This is a genomic window from Sphingobium aromaticiconvertens, assembly GCF_037154075.1.
Classification (GTDB): Bacteria; Pseudomonadota; Alphaproteobacteria; order Sphingomonadales; family Sphingomonadaceae; genus Sphingobium; species Sphingobium aromaticiconvertens.
The window spans coordinates 433,037-453,683 of the sequence record NZ_JBANRJ010000001.1 but is presented as its reverse complement, the minus strand read 5'-3'; the positions used below and the strand labels follow the sequence as shown (position 1 = coordinate 453,683).

Sequence of the window (20,647 nt, the reverse complement as noted above, 5' to 3'; positions counted from 1 at the left end):
GCGATCAGGAGGCAGGATCGACCGCGATATTGTCGATCAGGCGGGTCTTTCCCATGCGGGCGGCAGCGAGCAGCCGGGCGGGCCGGTCGAGACAGTGCATCGGTTCCAGCGTGATGGCGTCGCACAGCGTCACATAATCGACGGGATCGAAGCCGTGCGCTGTGAGCATTCCGATTGCCTTTGCGAGCGCGGCATCCACAGCTATGCCCTTTTCCATCTGTCGCGCGGCTTCGCCCAGCGCGCGGGGCAGCGCTAATGCGGCGTGGCGTTCCTCATCCGTCAAATAGGCATTGCGCGACGAGAGGGCCAGGCCGTCGACATCGCGCTGGGTGGGGATGCCCGCTATCTCCAGGTCCATGTCGAGGTCCGCGACCATGCGGCGGATGACGGCCAACTGTTGAAAGTCCTTTTCGCCGAACAGGGCGATATCGGGACGGACCTGGTTGAAGAGTTTGGCGACGACCGTGGCGACGCCGTCAAAATGGCCGGGTCGCGCCGCGCCGTCCAGTCCCTCGCTCACGCCCGAGACGCTGATGTTGGTAGCGAAGTCATCGGGGTACATGACTGAGACAGTGGGCATCCACACTATGTCCACGCCCTGATCGAGGAGCATGGAGGAATCCTTGGCCTCGCGCCGGGGATAGGCGTCAAGATCTTCGTTCGGTCCGAACTGTTTCGGATTGACGAAGATGGAGACGACAACATGGTCAGCACGGCGCTTTGCCTCCTCGACCAGCGCCATATGCCCGTCATGCAGCGCTCCCATGGTGGGGACGAGCGCCACGCTGCTGCGCCCATCGCGGCGAAGCTGTTGCAGGGCGGTACGAAGGGCGGGCAGGTCACGGAGGGTTTGCACGGAAGGAATGGCTCCGATAAGGGCAATGGATCAGGTGTCCTGCTAGGCAGCAGAGGGCACGCCGGTCAAGAATCAATGCGACACTCTACGGGGAAACCAAGGTCCAATGGCGAACGCCCAACCGCACATCATCGTCTTCGCCAATGAAAAGGGCGGGACGGGCAAGTCGACGACCGCTGTCCATACCGCGATTGCGCTGACCGCTCTGGGCTATAGCGTGGGCATGATCGACCTTGATCCCCGCCAGCGGACCGTCACGCGCTATATGGAAAATCGCGGCGAAACCGCACGGCGGCGGGAGATCAGCCTGCCGATGCCGGACTTTGCCGTGCTGAAGGGTGACAGCGTCGCTGCGCTGGAGGAAGAGGCTACGGCAATCGGCGAAGGTCGCGATTTCCTGATTGTCGATACGCCGGGCCGTGATGATGCGTTTGCCCGCCATATGGCGGCGCGCGCGCATACGCTGGTAACGCCGATGAACGACAGTTTTGTCGATTTCGACCTGATCGGACAGGTCGATAGCGAAACTTTCAAGGTGCGCCGTCTGTCTTTCTATTCCGAACTGATCTTTGAGGCGCGCAAGAGTCGAGCGAAGGCCGATGGTGTATCGATCGACTGGGTCGTGCTGCGTAATCGCGTCCAGCACCATGATGCGCGCAACAAGAAACGCGTGGGCGACGCGTTGATGGAATTGTCGCGCCGGGTTGGTTTCCGGGTAATTCCGGGCTTGTCGGAGCGTGTGATCTTCCGCGAACTCTTCCCCTCGGGGCTTACCTTGCTGGACAAGGGGCATCTGGGCGAACTGGGTGTCAGCCATATCGCCGCGCGGCAGGAACTGCGCGAGATGGTTGCGGGCCTTGCCCTGCCCCTGTTGGCCGGTGGTATCGCGGCGGAGGCGATGGGCGTCGCCTGATGGGATTGCTGGCTCTTTTGCTATTGGCATTGGCTGGCTGGCTGATCTGGACCGGTCGGTTGCAGAAGATGACGGCCAAGGATGGCCTGGCGCTGGGAATCGCGCTGGTAGGCGCGGTGATGGCGGCGAAGGGCAAGCCGCTGATCGGGGCGTTGCCGATCATTGGTTCTGCCCTTTTCTTCGCCCTGCAAAACAGCAAGGGGAAGGCGCGACGCGAGGCTGTGGGACGCCCACCGGGGGATGTTGGTGAGGCACGCGCCTTGTTGGGTTTGCCTGCCGATGCGGATGCGCAGGCGATCCGGGCGGCACATCGACGGTTGATTGCCACGGTTCATCCCGACAGGGGTGGAACGCAAGCATTGGCTTCCAAGATCAATGCGGCGCGTGACCTGCTGCTTGATGAAGCCAATCGCGCGGGGGACAAGCGCGCCTGACCCTTTCCATAAGGATGTCTGCATGACTCACCTGTTCGACCCCTCTGTTTTGCGTGCCTATGATGTGCGCGGGGTCGTTGGTGAGACGCTGGGGGAAGCCGACGCCTATGCGCTGGGTCGCGGTTTCGGCACGGTGGTCGTGCGCGCTGGCGGATCGCGGGTCGCGGTTGGTTATGATGGGCGGCTCAGTTCACCGATGCTGGAAGGTGCGCTGGTGCAGGGCCTCACCCAATCCGGGGTCGATGTCGTGCGCATCGGCTTGGGGCCAACGCCGATGCTATATTATGCCGAGGCCGAACTGGGGGTGGATGGCGCTATCCAGGTGACAGGCAGCCATAATCCCGCCGATCACAATGGCTTCAAGATGGTGCTGGAGCATCGCCCTTTTTTTGGCGAGGCTATTGTCGGGCTGGCGCGGCAAGCGGCGGCGGGCGACTGGGAAGAAGGCGCCGGTGGGGTCAAGGCGGTTGCGGTCATGGACCGCTATGCCGCGCGGCTGGTTGAGGGATTTGACGGCGCGGCCTATCGGATCGGCTGGGATGCCGGCAATGGCGCCGCCGGGCCGGTGGTGGAGAAGCTGGTGAAGCTGATCCCCGGTGAGCATCATCTGCTCTTCACCGATATAGACGGTCATTTCCCGCATCATCATCCCGATCCCGCTGAAGAAGCGAACCTTGCTGACCTCAAGGCACTTGTCCTCGACAAGAAGCTCGATTTCGGTGTGGCCTTTGACGGGGATGGGGATCGGATCGGCGCGGTGGATGGGCTGGGCCGGACTATCTGGGCGGATCAACTGCTCGCCATCCTTGCCGAGCCCGTGCTGCGAAACCAGCCCGGCGCGCCGATTATTGCGGATGTGAAGGCCGGACAGATGGTGTTCGATCGCATCGCCGTGCTGGGCGGAGAGCCGATCATGGGCGAAAGCGGGCACAGCCTGATGAAGTCCAGAATGGCGCAATCTGCCAGTCCGTTGGCGGCCGAAATGAGCGGCCATCTCTATTTTGGACCGCCGGACTATTACGGATTTGATGATGCGCTTTACGCAGCGGTGCGGTTGATCCGGGCCGCTACCCGGGTTGGCCGGACGGTGACGCAGTTGCGCAGCGCGATGCCGGTACCGATTGATACCCCTGAATTGCGGTTTGCGGTCGATGGGAAGCGCAAGTTTGCGATCGTGGACGAGGTTCTGGAGCGACTCAAGATGACTGATGCGAGGGTCAACACCATCGATGGCGTTCGGGTGGACACGGGGGACGGCTGGTGGCTGCTGCGGGCATCGAACACGCAAGACATGCTGGTCGTGCGAGCGGAAGCGAAGGATGAGGACGGGTTGGCCCGGTTGCTGCGTACCGTCGATTCCCAGCTTGCTGAATCGGGAATAGTACGGCCTGGGACAGCGGGTTTCTGATTACGTTCCTTTTTTGCGCGGTTTTGAGAGGGGGGTCTGACGGCTCGTTAACGCTACGGAATGCTGGATGTAGGTTTTCGATTGCAATTTATGCAATCGCTCCTCTGTGTTTCGCATTTGCGACAGAGCCTGTTGCACTGCACAAGGATAAGGCCTTTCAGGCATCCTCTCCTAAAACTTTATAAGCCGTCCTTCGGGGCGGCTTTTTTTTGTGCTGCATCGATCCATGCGACATATTATCCGCTGAGATTGCCAGATTCCCGGCATAGGCTTAAGCAACCGGCCTCCACTGCGGGACAGGATAGCTCCATGACCGACGACGATTATGTCTATGACGAGGAAACCGGCGAATGGCTGCCTGCCGCGGATCTGGCCGCGCGCCAGGCCGTCGCCGGACAGATAGAAGTGCGTGATTCCGTCGGCAATATATTGATGGATGGCGACCAGGTGACGCTGATCAAGGATCTGGATGTCAAGGGCGCCGGGCAGACGCTGAAGCGTGGCACGGTGATCAAAGCGATCCGGTTGACTGGCGACGCACAGGAAATCGACTGTAAGTTCGACGGGATCAAGGGACTGGTGCTGCGGGCGGAGTTCGTCCGCAAGCGTTGAGAACCGCTTATTCCGGCTCCGGTGTTCTGCGCGGCGGAGTCGCGCTGTCACGGTTTCGACCCAGCACATTGTCGATCCATTGCTGGTCGATGCGGGCGGGTGCTTCATGATCAGTAGACGGCGGGTTGTTGCCCTCCTCGTCCGGGCGGGCGGATGGTGAAGGGGTTCGCTCGATTGGCATCCCGTTCTCATCGACCATCATGCCGTTGTCCGGCGCACCATAATAGGCTTCCTCATCGGGTTCGAGCTGCCATTCGGGCAATGTGACTTCGGTGTCGAAATTTTCCACGGGGCGCTTGGCGACAGCGACCTTCATATATTGAGCGAAGGCCTGAGCTGGTGCCCGCCCGCCCTGAAGCACGCGGACCGGGCGAGCATCGTCGCGGCCCATCCAGACGCCGGTGGTGATTCCGCTGGAAAAGCCCAGGAAATAGCCGTCCTTGTTGCTGCTGGTCGTGCCGGTCTTGCCCGCGACGGGGCGCCCGATCTGCGCCGCCTTGCCGGTGCCGGTGGAAATAGCGGTCTGCATCAGGTCGGTCATCCCCGCCGCGACCCACGGCGCGACGAGAACGCGGCTGGTATCGTCCTGATGCTGATAGAGCATCCGTCCGTCGGCAGTCGTCACCTTGGTAATGCCATAGGGCGCAACCGCCACGCCCTTGCGCGCGACCGAGGCGAAGGCGCGGGTCATATCGATCAGCCGCACGTCCGACGTGCCCAGCACCATCGAGGGATGGGTGTTGATCGGCGTCGAGATGCCAAAGCGCCGGGCCATGTCGGCGACGGTCGGGAAGCCGACCTCCACGCCCAGCTTGGCCGCAACGGTGTTGATCGAATAGGCAAAGGCGGTGCGAATGTCGATGTCGCCCGAAAAGCGTCCTGAACTGTTGCGGGGTTTCCAACCGTTGATATCGACCGGCTCATCGGTGATGCCGGTATCGGGGGTATAGCCCGATTCCAGCGCGGCCATATAGACGAACAGTTTCCAGGCGGAACCCGGCTGGCGCGTCGCCGTGGTCGCGCGATTATAGTTGGACGTCACATAATCGAGGCCACCGACCATTGCCCGAACGGCGCCATCGCGGTCGAGGCTGACGAGTGCACCCTGCGTACCACCGGGCACATTGGCCTGGATCGCGGCGGTGGCGGCGCGCTGCATCGGCAGATCGATGGTGGTATAGACCTCCAGCGGTTCGTTCGGCTCGTCGATCAGCAGGTCAAGCTGGGGCAATGCCCAGTCGGTGAAATAGCGGACGCTGTTCTGTGGCGGTTCGGGCGCGAGCTTCACGTCCTGAATATTGGCGGCGGCCTCTTCCGCAGCGGTAATCGCGCCATTTTCGCGCATCAGGTCCAGCACCACGCCCGCGCGGCCGATGGCGGCCTCCGCGTCGGCGGTCGGGGAATAGCTGGATGGAGCTTTCACCAGTCCGGCGATGATCGCGGCCTCGGGCAGGCTGAGGCTGGCGGCGGGATGGCCGAAGAATTTGCGGCTGGCCGCGTCGATGCCGTAGGCGCCGCCGCCAAAATAGACCTTGTTGAGATAGAGTTCGAGGATCTGCTGCTTGGAGAATTTACGCTCCAGTGCCATCGCCAGGATCATCTCCCGAACCTTGCGGCCCCAGCTATAGCTGTTGTTGAGGAAGATGTTGCGCGTCACCTGCTGGGTGATGGTGGACGCGCCCTGTAGTCGTCGCCCGGTGCCCCGCCGTTCGAGCGCGAGCCAGGCGGCGCGGGCCATGCCGATCGGGTCGATGCCCGGATGGTGATAGAAGCGCCGGTCCTCGGTCGAGACCATCGCGTCGACCATCACCGACGGAATTTCGCGATAATCGAGCCAGCGGCCAAAGCTGGGACCAATCGAGACGATCACCGATCCATCGGCCGCGTGGACGCGGATCATTTGCCCATTGGGTGAGGATTTGAGCGAGCCATAGTCAGGGAGCGATTGCATCGCCACGACCACAGCGATGACAAGCGCCACCAGTCCGCCGAGCGCCGCGACGGTCCCGATCTTAAGGCCGCGAATCAGCCATCGCTTCGCCGTTCCCGACGGTGTCTTGCTCTTGCCAGTTCGTGCCATATTTCGTCGCCCGGATACGCGCTAACCCGCGCCGCTACAAGCGGATCGCGGGTTTATAGGGCATGAATGGAGACTTTTACGCGTCGCCGCCTGCTTCGTCCTTCGGCTTGAAGTCAAGCGAGGCGCTGTTCATGCAATAACGCAGGCCGTTGACGCCCGGACCATCGGGGAAAACGTGGCCCAGATGGCTTTCGCACTTGGCGCAGCGGACTTCGGTCCGCACCATGCCGTGACTGGAATCCCGGATTTCATCGACCGCGTCATCCTCGACCGGGGCGGTGAAGCTGGGCCAGCCCGAGCCGCTGTCATATTTTTCCTCGGCATCGAACAGTTCGGCACCGCAACCGGCACAATAATAGACGCCATCCGCCTTGTTGCTGTTATATTTGCCGGTAAATGCCCGTTCGGTCCCCGCTTCGCGCAGGATATGATATTGGTCGGGGGAGAGCTTGTCGCGCCACTCCGCGTCGGTCAGATGCAGCTTTTCCATGGGCGCAATATGCGCATGATAGCGGATGGGATCAAGACGGGGTGATGCGGGTGAGGCGCATTGCCAATGCTGCGGCACCGGGCGCGCGGGCGAGCGCGCGCAGCAGTGTCGGATGGCTGCCAAGCGACCGGACGGCAGCAGCGGTGGCAAGCGGCAGGACGGCCCGGCGGGCAAAATCGCGTTGATAGACTATCGCGCCTTCGCGGCCCTCAGCCTGCCAGCGCTGGACCGCTCGCTGCGCACTGGCGAATGCGATGCCGGTCCCCTCCCCCGCGAGCGACGGGATGACCGCGGCCTGATCACCGAGGCGGTAGAGTCCGGGCCAGCTATTGCGGGCACGCCAGCCATAGGGAACATGGCCGATGGCATCGATCCGGGGATCGGCGGGCAGGCTTGCCAACCGCGCAGCCAGCGCCGGGGACTGGTCCGCAAGCTGGTGAAAGAGAGCGACGGGGCGTCCCTCCGCGGCGGCAAGGCGGCTCTTGCGGACGGCCATGCAGATATTGGCGCGGCCATCCTCCTGAAGCAGCAGGCCGACATAGCCCCCGTCCACCATGTGCAGTTCGATTCGGTCGCCGATCAGATCATGCAGGCTGGGGTGGGAATCGAGCTTCAGGCGCAAGCCCAGTTCGGGATCGTCGCCACCATGCGGGCGACCTACTCCGCGCAGGTCATGCTTGCCGGTGGCGAGGAACAGGCTGTCCCAGGGGATTGCCGCGCCATCGTCGAGCGTCAGGTCGGTCGGCGACAACAGGGTGGCGCGGCTGATGAGGAGCTGTGCGCCTGCGCTTTGCGCGGTTGTACGAAGCAAGCTGTCGAGGCGGTGGCGGGACAGGCCGATGCCCGGCGCGGGCAAGGCCAGCCGTTCTTCCCGCTCACCCGCGAACAGCGCGATCTGCGTGATGCGATGTCCGCCCAGTTGGTCGGTCGTGAGGCCAAGCTCTGCGAGTTGCGCAATCGTTGCCCAACTGAGGAAGCCGCCGCACAGCGCATCTCCGGGGATGACCTGCTGGTCGATAAGGCGCGGCACCGTGCCTGCCAGCGCAAGGCGGATGGCAGCGGCAGACCCGGCCGGGCCGGCGCCCACGATTATCGGCGACGGGTGACGCATAGCCGGAAAGGGAAGGCCCGTTCGACCTTCGCCACATTTGCGAGGCTTGTGGCTTCAAGCATCACCTGCCAGTCGGCGGGAACGAAGCTGCGTGCGATCGAAAGTTTCCCATCCTCGCGCACGATCCGGTGGACGCCCAGCAGCCGGGCGAGCAGCGGATAGCCATGATAGGCAAAGGCATGGCGGTGGAGGTCATTGATGAACCAGCCGAGACGGGCATGATCCTCCATGAAGCGCAGGAAGGCACGGCGCTGGTCGTCGCTCATATGATGGGTGACGAGGCTGGAGAGGATGATGTCCCACGGTTCGTCGGTCAGGTCGGCATAGTCGCCCGTGCGATAAGTGATGGACAGTGCGGGATCGCTATGGGCGCGAGCGATATCCTCGCTGCGGGGATTGAGGTCGATGCCGACCAGCGTACAGGCGATGCCGCGCCGCTTGGCCCAGCGGGCGATCGCTCGCAACATGCCGCCGTCGCCATAACCGACATCGAGCAGGCGGAATGGAGCGCTGGCCGTGCGATTCAGAAAGGCCAGCGTTGGCCGCGCGGCCAGCGTTACCCGGTTGACCCGGTCGAGGTCGGCCAGCACGCGGGCATAGATGTCGGCGGGCAGATCCGCCGCGTCCATCTGTTCCTGCGCCAGCGCGCGGATCATGGGGTAATGCGCTCGAAGGTCAGGCCTTCCGCCGCCAGGCCGGGGCCGAAGGCGAGCGCGATCCCCTGCCCCCTCTCTTCCCCTGCCAGGATGCGGGCCAGCACGAACAGCAAGGTGGCCGAGGACATATTACCAAAAGCGCGCAGGACGGCGCGGCTGTGATCGAGCGCGTCCGCTGGCAAATCCAGCCCGCGGGCGACAGCATCGAGGATGGAGCGGCCCCCTGCGTGAACGGCCCACAGGTCGACATCGCGGGAGGGGATCGGGAGCATGGCCGGGTCGGCCAGCGCAGCGGCGAGAACGCCCGGCACCTCGCCCGACAGGTGCATGGCGAAACCATGGTCGCCCAGATCCCAGCGGATCAGGTTTGCGCTGTCCGGCAGAGTCGTGGAAAAGGGCTGGTGCAGAGCGATGCCGCCCGGTTCGCCCGTGACCAACGCTGCCGCCGCGCCGTCGCCAAACTGGAGCATGGCGAGCAGCGGCTCGATATGCGGCTTCTCCTGTAGATGAAGAGAGCTGAGTTCGACGCAGACCACCAGCACTCGCGCATCAGGCTGCGATCGCACGATATGCCGGGCCGATCGCAAGGCGACGACGGCGGCGTAACAGCCCATATAGCCGATAAGCAGCCGTTCTACCGATGGAGACAATCCCAGCAGCGCGGCGATCCGCTGGTCCGTTCCCGGTGCGGTGAATCCGGTGCAACTGGCAACGACCAGATGGGTAATGCCGTCGATTGGTACCTGCTGGTAGAGGGCTTCGATCGCCCGCATGGCAAGAGCCGGGGCAGCGTCGCCATAAATACCCATGCGACGGGCGGTGGAAGGCCATGCGTCACCATAGAAACCGCCTTTTTCGTGCAACGCCTGCCCTGTCGCGTCCAGCACTGACCAGCGATGATCTATGCCGCTGCGCTGGGCCATCCGCGTGAACAGGGTGCGTTCGCGGTCGTCGCTGATCCGTTTTTCGGCCCAACCGATGAAGGTCTGGTGGATGTCGGTATCGGGGACGGCGGTGCCGATGGCATGAATATGGGCGGTGATGGAAATGATGGGCTGCCTTTGCTTGGCGATGGTTCGGCGCCCTGTTCACCGGTCAGATCGTCTGGGATTATAAAACGCTCCGGATGCTAACTGTTTCCTTCGTCCCTGTCAGCGGTCATGCTTTTAACGGTCTCTGGCGCCCTGACGGGCAATGGCGAGCAGTTCATGGCGGACCAGCACGTCACCGGCGTTGCGGCTGGACCGACTGGCGCGTTCGGCGTCCGAGAGGCGCTGGATGACGCGGGCGATGCCGGGGGCATCCCAAAGGCGTACCTGACGCGCGACGGCGCCCTTTTCCTTCCAGAACACCGCCTTGCCCGCTGCGTCCATCGCGTCGTCGATCCGGCCCGAACGGTCGAATTCCGCCCGGATATTCGCCAACAGCATCGCGCGGGTCAGCAGCGGGCGCAACACCGCGCCCATATTGGCGCCGATCACCCGCAACCGCGGCATTTCGTGATTCATGGCCTTCAGGTCGCCGCCCAGCACGGCATTGACCAGCGGCGAGACATCATCGTCGAAATTTTCCGCGGACAGGGCATCCAGAGCCTCCGCTGTCGCTTCGACCGGCCGTTCGGGCGCGGCGTCCAGATAGAGGATCAGCTTTTCGACCTCGCCGGTCATCAGCGCCCGGTCGCCACCGGTCAGTGCGCTGATCCGTCGGGCGAGATCAGTCGGCAGCCGCAGGCCGCCTTCGCGGGCGATGGCGACGGCGATCTGGTCAGCCTCCCGCGCGTCGGGCTGATAGGAGATGAAGGCCATAGCGGCGGCGTGGTCGTTGGCGAGCTTCACAAGTTTCGACGTCGCCTTGAGCGCGCCACAGATCGCGACAACCGGATTCCCTGCCGCCGTCGATTCTAGCAGCGCCGTGATTGCGGGCAGTGATTCGTCACCGATGCCGTTCAGGCGCACCCAGCGTTTATCGCCGAACATGGAGAAGGAGGCGGCCTCATCCGCCAGGCGGGCGGGATCTTCGCGCAGAGCGGAAGGGTCGAGATCGACCCGCTCCGCCCCTGCCCCCATCGCCCGCTCCAGTCGTTTGGCAAGCGCGGCGCTGCCCGATTCATCAGGACCGTAGAGCAGGAAGAAGCGAATATCGGCTGGCGGGGCATCCAGCGCTTTTTCGATATGGCCCTTATTGGCCTTCATGGAGCTTTTGCGGCCTGCTCCCGCGTGGCGAACAAAGCGAGGCGCGCGACGATCTGGTCGGCGATGGTCTGTGACAGGCGTTCGAGCGCGGTGTCCTCTGCCGCGATTGTCGCATATTCGCTGGAGGTGACGTCGATGCCTGCGTCGGACCCGGCGGTGTCGTCCAATATCTGTGCGCCGGTGGCTTCATCCACCAATTGGTAGCGGGCGCGCAGGGTGCGGCGTTCGCGGGTGATGGCGGCGTCGGAGCGCAGACCGAAGCCTGAAATCTGGTCGTCCAGCTTTACCACCAGCTTGTAGCGGGGACCATTGCCGCTCATCACGGAGAGGCGGTCGTTAAGGGCGTTACGGACGAGCCAGCCGCCCTTCCCCTCGATCGGCTGCACGTCGACATTGCCGAGAGTCTGCGCGACAGCACCATGACCGCCGCCGCCATAAACGGGCCGCAGGCCGCAGGCGGAAAGCAGGGCCGTGACGGCCAGAAGGGCAAGAAGAGAGCGGTTCATGGGTATCATCCTAGCCGTTCGTCCCGAGCGAAGTCGAGGGATGTTGCGCCAACACCCCTCAACGGCCTTCAGATCACCAGATTCACCAGGCGATCCGGCACGACGATGATCTTCTTCGGCGTCGCGCCGTCCAGCGAGCGGGCGACATTGGGCGCGGCCAGAGCGAGCCGCTCCAGTTCGTCCCTGGCTGTTCCCTTGGGCACGGTGATCGTATCGCGCAGCTTGCCCATGACCTGACAGGCAATCGTCACTTCATCATCGACCAGTAGCGCGGGATCGACGGGCGGCCAGGCTGCGTCGGCGATCAGGCCGGTTTCATCCATATCTGCCCATGCCTCTTCGGCCAGATGGGGGGTCATTGGCGCGACCAGCAGCGCGAGTGCACGGATGGCGGCGTTGCGGCTGGCCGATGGCGGGGCCTTTTCCACGGCGTTGGTAAGCTCGTAGATCTTTGCCACCGCCTTGTTGAACGACAGTGCTTCGATATCCCTGGCGATGCCGTCGATCGTCTGGTGCAGCTTGCGGTCCAGCCCCTTGTCGTCCCCCTCTACGCCTGCCTCGATCTGGCCGAACAGCCTCCAGAGGCGATTGACGAAGCGCCACGATCCCTCAATCCCGCTTTCGGTCCAGGGCAGGTCACGCTCGGGCGGGCTGTCGGACAGCATGAACCAGCGCACCGCGTCCGCGCCATATTGGGCGATGATGTCATCGGGATCGACGACATTCTTCTTGGACTTGGACATTTTGATAACGCGGCCAACCTCGACCGGCGCGTTATCGGCGACCAGCGTTGCGCCATCGGATGCGCGGTTGATCTCGCCCGGCGCGAAATAGAGCGGGGGAAGCCCCTCGCCCTGTTCGCGGCTGTATGTCTCATGCGTCACCATGCCCTGCGTAAACAGGCCGGTGAACGGTTCGGCAAAACCCAATTGCCCCATATGCTGGAGCGCGCGGGTCCAGAAACGCGCATAGAGCAGGTGCAGGATCGCATGTTCGACGCCACCGATATATTGACCGACGGGCAGCCATTTTTCGACCGTTTCACGGTCGAACGGCCTGTCCTTGGGCTGGCTGGCGAAGCGGATGAAATACCAGCTTGAGTCCGCGAAGGTGTCAAGCGTGTCGGTTTCCCGCACTGCGGGCTTGCCGCAGGTCGGGCAGTCGACATGCTTCCAGGTCGGATGCCGATCGAGCGGGTTGCCGGGAATGTCGAAGCTGACATCCTCGGGCAGTATGACGGGCAGTTGCTCCTTGGGCACGCCCACGGGGCCGCATGTCTCGCAATGGATGACCGGAATCGGCGTGCCCCAATAACGCTGGCGCGACACGCCCCAATCGCGCAGGCGCCAGACGGTGGTGCCGGTGCCCCAGCCTTCCGCTTCGGCGCGCTTGATCACTTCGGTCTTGGCGGCCTCTACGCCCAAGCCGTTGAGGAAGCGCGAGTTCACCAGCTTGCCGCTGCCGCTATAGGCCTCGTCGTGGATCGGTGATGCTTCACCCTCGGCAGCGACGACACGCTCGACCGACAGCATATATTTACGCGCGAAGTCGAGGTCGCGCTGGTCGTGCGCGGGCACGCCCATGACGGCGCCGGTGCCATAGTCCATCAGCACGAAATTGGCGACGAACAGCGGCAGCTTCCAGTCGGGATCGAAGGGATGGACAACCGACAGGCCGGTGTCATAGCCCTTCTTGTCCTGCGTCTCCACCTCTGCCGCGGCGGTGCCGGTCTGGCGGCATTCGTCGGCAAAGGCGGCGAGTTGCGGGTTGTTGGCGGCCAGCGCCAGCGCGATTGGGTGATCGGCTGCTATGGCGGCAAAGCTGGCGCCGAAGATGGTGTCGGGACGGGTTGAGAAGACCTCCAGCCGCGAAATATCGCCCACGGCCTGATCCAGCGCGAAGCTGAATTGCAGACCGACCGACTTGCCGATCCAGTTTTCCTGCATCAGCTTCACCTTGTCCGGCCACTGGTCGAGCGTGTTCAAGCCCTCGACCAGATCATCGGCAAACTGGGTGATCTTCAGGAACCACTGGCTAAGCTTGCGCTTCTCAACCGGTGCGCCCGAACGCCAGCCCTTGCCGTCGATCACCTGTTCGTTGGCCAGCACGGTCATGTCGACCGGATCCCAGTTGACCGCGCTTTCCTTGCGATAGACGAGGCCCGCGTCCAGCATGTCCAGGAACAGCGCCTGTTCATGACCATAATAATCCGGCTCACAGGTCGCCAGTTCACGGCTCCAGTCGAGCGCGAACCCCAGCTTCTTCAACTGCGCGCGCATGGAGGCGATGTTGGCGCGGGTCCAGTCGCCCGGATGCACCTTCTTTTCCATCGCTGCATTTTCAGCCGGCATGCCAAAGGCGTCCCAACCCATCGGATGCAGCACTTCATGGCCCGTCATCCGGCGGAAACGCGCCAGCACGTCACCCATGGAATAGTTACGGACATGGCCGATATGGATGCGCCCGGAAGGATAGGGGAACATCTCCAGCACATAGGATCGCGGCTTTTCCGATGTGTCGGATGCGCGGAAACTCTGCTGCTCGTCCCAGACGGCCTGCCAGCGGGCATCGGCCTCAAGCGGGTTGAAGCGCCTTTGCATATCTACTCCATGTGATGGCCCGGCGCGGCCCGATCAGGCAGGCACGCCCAAGGGCAAACTTACCCTGCGATCGCCATCCGGCGCAGGTCGCGGGCCTTGGTGAGGATGATCTCCTCCAGCTTCTGCACGGTGGCGGCCTGAACCGGGGCATCGACCCACTGGCCGTTCTGGTTGACCTGGCGGCTGCCTGCGACGCGCAGTGCGTCGGCGCGCAGATCCTGGTCCAGTACCGATACGGTCAGCTTCATCCGCTCGTTCGGGCTGTTGGGGTTGGCGTACCAGTCGGTGACGATTACGCCGCCGTTGGAATCGGTCTGCACCAGCGGCATGAAGGAGATGGTGTCGAGGGCCGCGCGCCACAGATAGGCGTTGACGCCGATGGTCGTCACCTTGGATGCGGCGATGTCCGCCTTTGGCCGGTCCTTCGACCCGCCACCGCAGGCGGCGAGCGGCAACAGCGCGGTAGCCAGCAGGGCGGCGGTAAAGGGAGCGGGAAGGCGGCGATGCATGACGCAAATCCTGTGAAAACGGGAGTAAGAGCATGGCATCTATAGTGGGCGCGCGCCAATGGGCAAGGGGCTGGGCACGGATCGCCATGATTGACGTCGTTTCGATCTGTGTGGAGAATGCAACAGTTGTCAGACAAAACGCCTGACCGCCCCTAGCCAGTAGAGGGCTTAGCGGTGTAAAGCGTTTGTCAGAACAGAATCTTTGGGGATTAGAGTCGCAGGACATGGGCGTGAAACGGGGACATCTGGCATTGGCGGGCGCGGCGGTTGCTGTCGCCGGCTTTGTGCTGTCTCCCGCGATCGGCGCAGCCGGCGATTTTGAGCGCCTGCGGAGCGAAGCGCCCGTCTCGCTTGGTGCGCTGGGCAGTATCTCTTCCTTCACGCCGACGACCAAAGATCCGCGTCTCGCGGCTGCTTATGCGAAGATCGCCCTGTCGGCGAGCCGCAAGAGCTTTCGCTTCACCCCCACCAGCGGTTCGATGAGCGGACAGCGGTCGGTGACGGTGATGGTCCGCGCGGATAATGACGGTGTCCTCGTGTCGCGCACTCTCCCGGTCATCAGCATCACGCCAGTCGCCTTCAGCCTCAACAGCTCGCGCAATTGGCACAAGTTCGCCCTGCCTGAGTCGGTTGGCCGCAAGGAACTGGACCCGGTCGCGGTTGAACCGATCGCGGCAATCAAGAATTTCTCGCTGGATCAGGGCAAGAAGGATCGTTTCTCGACCAAGGTGGTGATGGAAACCCGTCGCGATGCGACACCGGGTCTGCGCACGCCGTCGACCGAGAGCGATTATACGCTGGACCTCGCCAGTTCCTACTCACTGACACGGAACCTGAACGTCACGGCGGGTGTGCGCTATACTGGCCCGACCGTTGGACGGCTGACGCCAATGACCGATGAGCGGCAGGACAGTCAGGCGCTATATCTGGGCACCGTCTTCAAATTCTGAGCAGAACGGCGGTTCTGACGGGTGATCAGGTGGTAAGACCGTCGATCGCCGCCCACCCGCTTGCTCCCAATATTTTCAACTGCCGCTGATGACAGGACCGGACGCCGCCTAGTGCGATGACCGGTAAGATCGATTGCCGTGCCAGCGACGCGAATCCAGCCCGTCCGAGTGCGGTTGCACCGGGATGGGACCGGGTTGGGAAAAGCGGCGAGAGGAAAAGCAGGTTTGCGTCGCTTCGTTCGGCCGCTTTGATCTCTGTGACATCATGAGCCGCTTGGCTGTGAATCAGGGGACGACAAACTGTGCGGTTGTTGGGGCCATGCCATCCATCGGCTTTCCACGCGGCAGCCGTGCGCGCGGTGCCGGCCAATACTATCATCAGGCGGCGGCGGTGAGCGATGCCGGCGATCTGGGCAAAGAGAGCGCGGCGTTGCGTAGCGGGCGTTCGGTAATGACGAAAGACAATACCCGCCCGCCCGCGTGGCAGGCGAGCGACCGTCGCAAGCAATGTGGCGTCAGCGATGCGCTCGTCCGTCATCAGCCACACGCTGGGCAGGTTTTTGCGGTGGCGGCCGGTCATCCCCCTGTCCTATAGCAGCCGCCATGACGAACGACAGCAGCATGATGGACAGTATGAACGACGAAGCGATGGCACGGCTGGATGCAGTGATAGATGGGATCGACCGCACGGCGCGGTTGACCGGGCGCACTGGCGACGACGTTCGACTGATCGCGGTATCGAAGATGCAGGCAGCCGATGCAATTATGCCGCTCATCAAGGCCGGGCAACGTGTGTTCGGGGAGAATCGCGTGCAGGAAGCGCAGGGAAAATGGCCTGCACTGCGTGCGGCGCATCCGGGTATCGAGCTGCATCTGGTGGGACAGCTTCAGTCGAACAAGGCGGCTGAGGCCGTGGCGTTGTTCGATGTCATTCATTCGCTCGATCGCCCCTCGCTGCTCATTGCGCTGGCGAAAGCGATGGATTCTGTGGGCAGGCGTCTGCCCTGTTACATCCAGGTCAATATTGGTGCGGAGGAGCAGAAGGGCGGCTGTGCGATCGCCGATATGTCCGCACTGCTGCGTCAGGCGCGCGACGCCGACATACCAGTCGTGGGCCTGATGTGCGTGCCGCCTGCCGATGTCGAACCGGCCCCCTATTTTGCGCTGCTGGCGAAGATGGCGCGCGAGGAAGGACTGCCGCGTCTGTCGATGGGCATGTCGGGCGATTATGAAACGGCGATCATGCTGGGCGCGACCGATGTGCGCGTGGGCACGGCGTTGTTTGGCGCGCGTGCTGTGTTGGATGGGTGAACATCCTATTCACGCTTAGTGTGACATCGAGGCGGGCAGTGAGCAGGCGTCTATCTCGACACTCCATGCACCGCCTGCATCGAGGCAACGGTCGGAGGCAACATGTTCACGCCCCCACCAGCCACCAATACCGCCCAACAAAAGAGCAATTGTTGCAACGGCGGCGATCCGAAACTTCATACTGCTATTCTGCCTAACCGCCTGCTCTGGATCAATGTCAGTTGTAAATCGGTCGTGGTGTCCCCTCCCCGTGATGGACAGGGAACACCATGCAGGATCAGAAACTACCGCGCAGGGTGACGCCATAGGTGCGCGGTTCGGCGAGGTAGGCCGAGATCAACTGATTCGCCATCGGCGCGCCCTGGGCGAACTGGCCGGTGGTCGACGTCGCCGGGCTGCTCGACTGGAGCGGGCTGGAGAAGGCGACCTGAGTATAATCCTGGTTGAAGATATTCTGGCCCCAGAATTCCACCGCCCAGCGCTGGTCCTTGCCCCGGATGCCGACGCGGGCATTGACCACGGCAAAACCGTCCTGCCGCTTTTCGGGGAACAGGTCGGACCCGGTATTATAATCGCTGGTCAGACGGCCATCGACATAGAAGAGCGCCGACAGGCCTGACGAACCCAGTTCGGGTGTGAAGGACAGGCTGGCGGTCGTGACCAGTTGGGGCGCATTGGAGTTGATCGAGCCGGGGAGCAGGAACAGCGCCGGGTCGAGCGGCACGGCCCCGTCGCCGCTGCCGACCAGCCGGTTGGCGAACTTGGCCCGGGCATAAGTGAGGCCGCCGGTCACACGGAAGTTGCGGACCGGTGTGGCGCTTGCTTCCAGCTCCACGCCCTGGGTGATGAGGCCGGGGCCGACATCACCGCTGGCGCAGGTGCGGGTGGCGGTCAGCGCGCTGTCGCAGCCATTGATGTTCTGGACGATGAAGCTGGTGCCGTTGAAGGTATTGAGCTGGAAGTCGCTGAATTCCTGACGGAAGGCGGCGATGTTCACACCCCATTTGGGCTGGCTGTATTTGAAGCCCAATTCGAACGCATCCACCTGTTCTGCGGCGAAGCGCAGCGAGGTTACGTCGGCGTTGGTGCGCGGCGAGAATACGGCAGGAATCGCATTCAGCCCGGTCGATCCCAGTTGGAAGCGATCGAGATTATAGCCCCCCGCCTTATAGCCGCGCGAATAGCTGCCATAGAGGAGTACAGCGTTTGTTGGTTTCCACGACAGCACACCAGTACCGGAAAATTCGCCATCGCTGATGCGATCGTTGAGGTCCAGCGCGTTGAGAGTGGTGCTGGCATTACCCAGGCAGCCGAGCGTCAGGATACCGCCGGCGAGCGCCTGTGCCGAACCCAGCGCGGGGTTGGTCGCGATCGAGCGCAGGGCGCCCGACTGAAGCGCGGCGCAGGTGGCATTGTTGTTGTTGAGATCAGCCGAGAATTTCTTGCGTTCACGCGTGTAGCGCAGGCCCAGCGTGACATCGAGCCGGTCGGTCAGGTGAATGATATTATGGGTGAACAACGCCCAGTTACGGCTGTCCTGATAGTAGCGGCTGTCGGTGTCACCCGTGCCACCCGGAATAGCGGCCAGCGCCCGCAGGCCGTTGCCAAGGCCGGTCGAGATCGCGCCCGCCTGGCCCGCAGCGACCGCTGGGGAAAGGCCCGCATTGATGAACGCCTGCGTCAGCCCCGCATTAAGCTGGCCTTGGGTGCCGGTGATAAGCGCGCCGGTGGCCGCGCCATTGGCGCAGGCCGCAAGCTGTGGCTGGGTGAAGTTGCTGGTTGCGCCAGCCCCCGCCATCAGGCGGCACGCCGCGAAGCGGCCATAATCGGCGCCGAAGCGGATATTGTCGCGCAGCGTCAGCTTTTCATTGGCGAAATAGCCACCGACCAGCCAGTCCAGTCTGTCGGAGAAGGCCGTTCCCTGAAGCCGCAATTCCTGGGTGAAGGTCTTGAACTGACGAAAAGTGCCCGGATCGCGGTAGAGCAGGTCGGCGCGATTATAGTCATAATCGCCGTAATCCTGGCTCTTATAGTCGCGATAGGCGGTGATGCTGGTGAGCTTCGCGCCGCCGAAATCATAGTTGAGTTCGCCCGAAACGCCCCAATCCTTCAGCTTCGACACATAATCGCGGCCGGGCGTGATCGACAGGTTGCGGTCATAGGGATCGGCCGGAACCGGGCCGCCCTGCGCCTGTAGTATCGTAAGGATACGGTTGAAGGGCGCGGTGGTATAGCCGCCGCCCGCGACGGGCCGCCGTTCGCGCGTTTCGATATAGGCCGCGCCGCAGCAGCTTTCGTCGCGGTTGGTATAGTCACCGATCAGGCGGAAGGAGAGCGCGTCGCTGGGCTCGAACAGCATCTGCCCGCGCAGGAAATAGCGGTCGCGGTCATTGGTTTCGCCGGTCTTTCCGCCAGTCGCATCGACGATGCCGTAAAAGCCATCGCGCTTTGACCATACGCCGTCCAGACTCAGCGCCAGGCTGTCGCTGATCGGGCCGGTGATGCGGCCCGACAGCCGCCAATAATCGTAATTTCCATATGTAATCTCGGCCTTGCCGGCCAGTTTGAACTCGGGCGCCTTGCTGACGATATTGAGCAGGCCTGCCGAGGCGTTTCGGCCGAACAAGGTGCCCTGCGGCCCGCGCAGGACTTCCACCCGCTCGATTTCGCCAAGGTCGCTGAGGCCCGCGCCGGTGCGCGAGCGATAGACGCCGTCGATGAACACCGCGACCGAACTTTCAAGGCCGGGATTATCGCCGACCGTGCCGATGCCGCGGATGCGGGCCGAGGCATTGGCCTCCGTGCCGGTCGAAGAAACGAGGAGTGAGGGCGCGACCTGATTGAGGGAGCGGATGTCGTTGCCGCCGCTATCCTGGAGCGACTGGGCGGTGATGGCGGACACGGCGATTGGTACGTCCGACAGCGGGCTGGCGCGACGGGTGGCGGTGACGATGATCACATTGGTATCATCGAGGGTTCCGCTCGCCTGGTCAGGCGTGGCGACGCCATCCTGTGTAGAAGCAGGGGCCTGAGCATAAGTGGGGGCGTTAATAGCGAATGCGGCGGCGCCGACCGAGATCAGCCAAAGAGTCTTCTTGGTCATGAGTTGCGGTTCCCTCTCCTCCCGTGCAGCTTTTGCCGCATCGGATTTTTTTGCCACACCCTTATGCGTCTCGTGCAAGCGCATGGCAAGAGTCGCCAGCTTTTCCGCGCCTTTTGACGATATGGGCTGTGGCTTGAACATCACTCTACGCCTATAACGGCGACATTAAGATGACGTTTCCGTAGCGTTCTTTACGTTAGCGGAAAGTGCAACAATCGATCGGCCACCGGCACCAATGCATGGGCTCCTGCCCCGACTGCACGACGAATTTCTCCGTGGCCCGCATCCAGGCCCCCGGTCAGGGCACCGAGTGCAGGCAGAATCAGCTTCGAGTCGGATCGTATGAAGCAGCGCCGCGATATGGGGCGACCACGCAGGGATAGACGCAGTTTGGGATGGAAATGACCGGATATTTCCGGTCGTGGATCGGCCGGGTCAGCCTGATGCCGTAAGATGATCCCGTCGATATGCACCTCTTCCAGCAGTCGTCCGCCCAGCGGATCGCTGATCGTCGCATCATGATTGCCGGTGATCCAGACCCAGTCGAGCCTTGCGGTCAACGCCTCCAGCCGGGCGCGGGCATGGGAGGACAGGCGTGCGACGCCATCGGCATCGTGAAAGGAATCGCCCAGTGACCAGACCGCGCGTGCGCCGGTACGCGCCACCAGCCCCTCGATCATATCGAGCGTGGCCTCACTGTCATGGGGCGGCAGGAACTGACCGGAACGGGCGAACCAGCTTGCCTTTTCGAAATGCAGGTCGGCGATGAGCAGCGCGCCCTGCGCTGGCCAGAACAGCGCGGCTTCGGGCAAGGCAAGGAAGCTGTGGCCTGCGAACGAAAGGGGAACCATGACGTGGCTATGCGCCTCTATGCGCCTGCTTTCAAGTCGGGCACTGGCGGAACCTGTCGCCGCGC

20 protein-coding genes are annotated in these 20,647 nt (G+C 63.0%); 7 read left to right on the top strand and 13 right to left on the bottom strand.

Annotated elements, in window-relative coordinates; all coding sequences use genetic code 11:
• Window positions 1-4: 4 nt before the first annotated feature.
• Window positions 5-856, bottom strand: a complete 852-nt coding sequence (gene panC / locus WFR25_RS02370) for a pantoate--beta-alanine ligase (RefSeq protein WP_336968150.1) — start codon at window positions 854-856, stop codon at window positions 5-7.
• 106 nt (window positions 857-962) lie between these two features.
• Here panC and WFR25_RS02365 point away from each other — a divergent pair, with 106 nt between their 5' ends.
• The 4 genes from WFR25_RS02365 (at window position 963) to WFR25_RS02350 (ending at window position 4,223) form a co-directional block, all read left to right on the top strand.
• The gene (locus WFR25_RS02365; protein ID WP_336968148.1) at window positions 963-1,769 is read left to right on the top strand and encodes a division plane positioning ATPase MipZ; all 807 of its coding nucleotides are present in this window, start codon (window positions 963-965) and stop codon (window positions 1,767-1,769) included.
• The gene (locus tag WFR25_RS02360) at window positions 1,769-2,203 is read left to right on the top strand and encodes a J domain-containing protein (protein WP_336968145.1); all 435 of its coding nucleotides are present in this window, start codon (window positions 1,769-1,771) and stop codon (window positions 2,201-2,203) included. Before WFR25_RS02365 ends, WFR25_RS02360 begins: the two co-directional genes overlap by 1 nt.
• Before the next feature lie 22 nt (window positions 2,204-2,225).
• Window positions 2,226-3,611, top strand: coding sequence for a phosphoglucomutase/phosphomannomutase PgmG (gene pgmG / locus WFR25_RS02355; RefSeq protein WP_336968143.1), 1,386 nt, complete (start codon window positions 2,226-2,228; stop codon window positions 3,609-3,611).
• A 309-nt stretch (window positions 3,612-3,920) separates the two neighbouring features.
• Window positions 3,921-4,223: an alkylphosphonate utilization protein gene (locus WFR25_RS02350; RefSeq protein ID WP_336968141.1), complete on the top strand. Its 303-nt coding sequence runs from the start codon at window positions 3,921-3,923 to the stop codon at window positions 4,221-4,223.
• Between the two features lie 7 nt (window positions 4,224-4,230).
• Here the strand turns inward: WFR25_RS02350 and WFR25_RS02345 are convergent, their stop codons facing one another.
• From WFR25_RS02345 to WFR25_RS02325, 5 genes are all read right to left on the bottom strand, one after another.
• Window positions 4,231-6,303 (bottom strand): transglycosylase domain-containing protein, encoded by a 2,073-nt coding sequence (locus tag WFR25_RS02345; RefSeq protein WP_336968139.1) that lies wholly within the window; start codon window positions 6,301-6,303, stop codon window positions 4,231-4,233.
• A 76-nt stretch (window positions 6,304-6,379) separates the two neighbouring features.
• Window positions 6,380-6,793, bottom strand: a complete 414-nt coding sequence (msrB, locus tag WFR25_RS02340) for a peptide-methionine (R)-S-oxide reductase MsrB (RefSeq protein ID WP_336968137.1) — start codon at window positions 6,791-6,793, stop codon at window positions 6,380-6,382.
• 31 nt (window positions 6,794-6,824) lie between these two features.
• Complete coding sequence (locus tag WFR25_RS02335; RefSeq protein WP_336968135.1) at window positions 6,825-7,880, bottom strand: NAD(P)/FAD-dependent oxidoreductase; 1,056 nt, start codon at window positions 7,878-7,880, stop codon at window positions 6,825-6,827.
• Window positions 7,881-7,882: 2 nt separating this feature from the next.
• Window positions 7,883-8,560, bottom strand: coding sequence for a methyltransferase domain-containing protein (locus WFR25_RS02330; RefSeq protein ID WP_336968133.1), 678 nt, complete (start codon window positions 8,558-8,560; stop codon window positions 7,883-7,885).
• The gene (locus WFR25_RS02325) at window positions 8,557-9,555 is read right to left on the bottom strand and encodes a type III polyketide synthase (protein ID WP_336974618.1); all 999 of its coding nucleotides are present in this window, start codon (window positions 9,553-9,555) and stop codon (window positions 8,557-8,559) included. The genes WFR25_RS02330 and WFR25_RS02325 overlap by 4 nt, the downstream gene beginning before the upstream one ends.
• Here WFR25_RS02325 and WFR25_RS02320 point away from each other — a divergent pair.
• Window positions 9,457-9,693 carry a hypothetical protein gene (locus WFR25_RS02320; protein WP_336968131.1) on the top strand — a complete coding sequence of 79 codons (237 nt, stop codon included), beginning with the start codon at window positions 9,457-9,459 and terminating at the stop codon, window positions 9,691-9,693. The two genes, WFR25_RS02325 and WFR25_RS02320, sit on opposite strands and share 99 nt — an antisense overlap.
• Before the next feature lie 33 nt (window positions 9,694-9,726).
• Here the strand turns inward: WFR25_RS02320 and holA are convergent, their stop codons facing one another.
• The 4 genes from holA to WFR25_RS02300 form a co-directional block, all read right to left on the bottom strand.
• Entirely contained in the window at window positions 9,727-10,752 is a 1,026-nt protein-coding gene (gene holA / locus WFR25_RS02315; protein WP_336968130.1) for a DNA polymerase III subunit delta, read from the bottom strand.
• A complete protein-coding gene (gene lptE / locus WFR25_RS02310) occupies window positions 10,749-11,258 on the bottom strand; it encodes an LPS assembly lipoprotein LptE (RefSeq protein ID WP_336968127.1) in 510 nt (169 codons plus the stop codon). Before lptE ends, holA begins: the two co-directional genes overlap by 4 nt.
• A gap of 68 nt (window positions 11,259-11,326) precedes the next feature.
• Window positions 11,327-13,858 (bottom strand): leucine--tRNA ligase, encoded by a 2,532-nt coding sequence (leuS, locus tag WFR25_RS02305; RefSeq protein ID WP_336968125.1) that lies wholly within the window; start codon window positions 13,856-13,858, stop codon window positions 11,327-11,329.
• Window positions 13,859-13,917: 59 nt separating this feature from the next.
• Complete coding sequence (locus tag WFR25_RS02300; protein WP_336968124.1) at window positions 13,918-14,367, bottom strand: DUF3576 domain-containing protein; 450 nt, start codon at window positions 14,365-14,367, stop codon at window positions 13,918-13,920.
• 224 nt (window positions 14,368-14,591) lie between these two features.
• Here WFR25_RS02300 and WFR25_RS02295 point away from each other — a divergent pair, with 224 nt between their 5' ends.
• Window positions 14,592-15,317, top strand: coding sequence for a hypothetical protein (locus WFR25_RS02295; protein WP_336968122.1), 726 nt, complete (start codon window positions 14,592-14,594; stop codon window positions 15,315-15,317).
• 25 nt (window positions 15,318-15,342) lie between these two features.
• On the opposite strand, the gene WFR25_RS02290 is transcribed toward WFR25_RS02295, so the two are convergent.
• On the bottom strand, window positions 15,343-15,897 hold the full coding sequence (locus WFR25_RS02290; RefSeq protein WP_336968119.1) for a thiamine phosphate synthase: 555 nt from the start codon (window positions 15,895-15,897) through the stop codon (window positions 15,343-15,345).
• A gap of 68 nt (window positions 15,898-15,965) precedes the next feature.
• Between WFR25_RS02290 and WFR25_RS02285 the strand changes: the two genes are divergently transcribed.
• The gene (locus tag WFR25_RS02285) at window positions 15,966-16,628 is read left to right on the top strand and encodes a YggS family pyridoxal phosphate-dependent enzyme (protein WP_419723186.1); all 663 of its coding nucleotides are present in this window, start codon (window positions 15,966-15,968) and stop codon (window positions 16,626-16,628) included.
• A 277-nt stretch (window positions 16,629-16,905) separates the two neighbouring features.
• Here WFR25_RS02285 and WFR25_RS02280 read toward each other — a convergent pair whose 3' ends face one another.
• Together WFR25_RS02280 and pdeM are read right to left on the bottom strand one after the other, a co-directional pair.
• Window positions 16,906-19,731: a TonB-dependent receptor gene (locus WFR25_RS02280; protein WP_336968115.1), complete on the bottom strand. Its 2,826-nt coding sequence runs from the start codon at window positions 19,729-19,731 to the stop codon at window positions 16,906-16,908.
• Between the two features lie 191 nt (window positions 19,732-19,922).
• Complete coding sequence (gene pdeM / locus WFR25_RS02275) at window positions 19,923-20,582, bottom strand: ligase-associated DNA damage response endonuclease PdeM (RefSeq protein WP_336968114.1); 660 nt, start codon at window positions 20,580-20,582, stop codon at window positions 19,923-19,925.
• Window positions 20,583-20,647 lie beyond the last annotated feature (65 nt).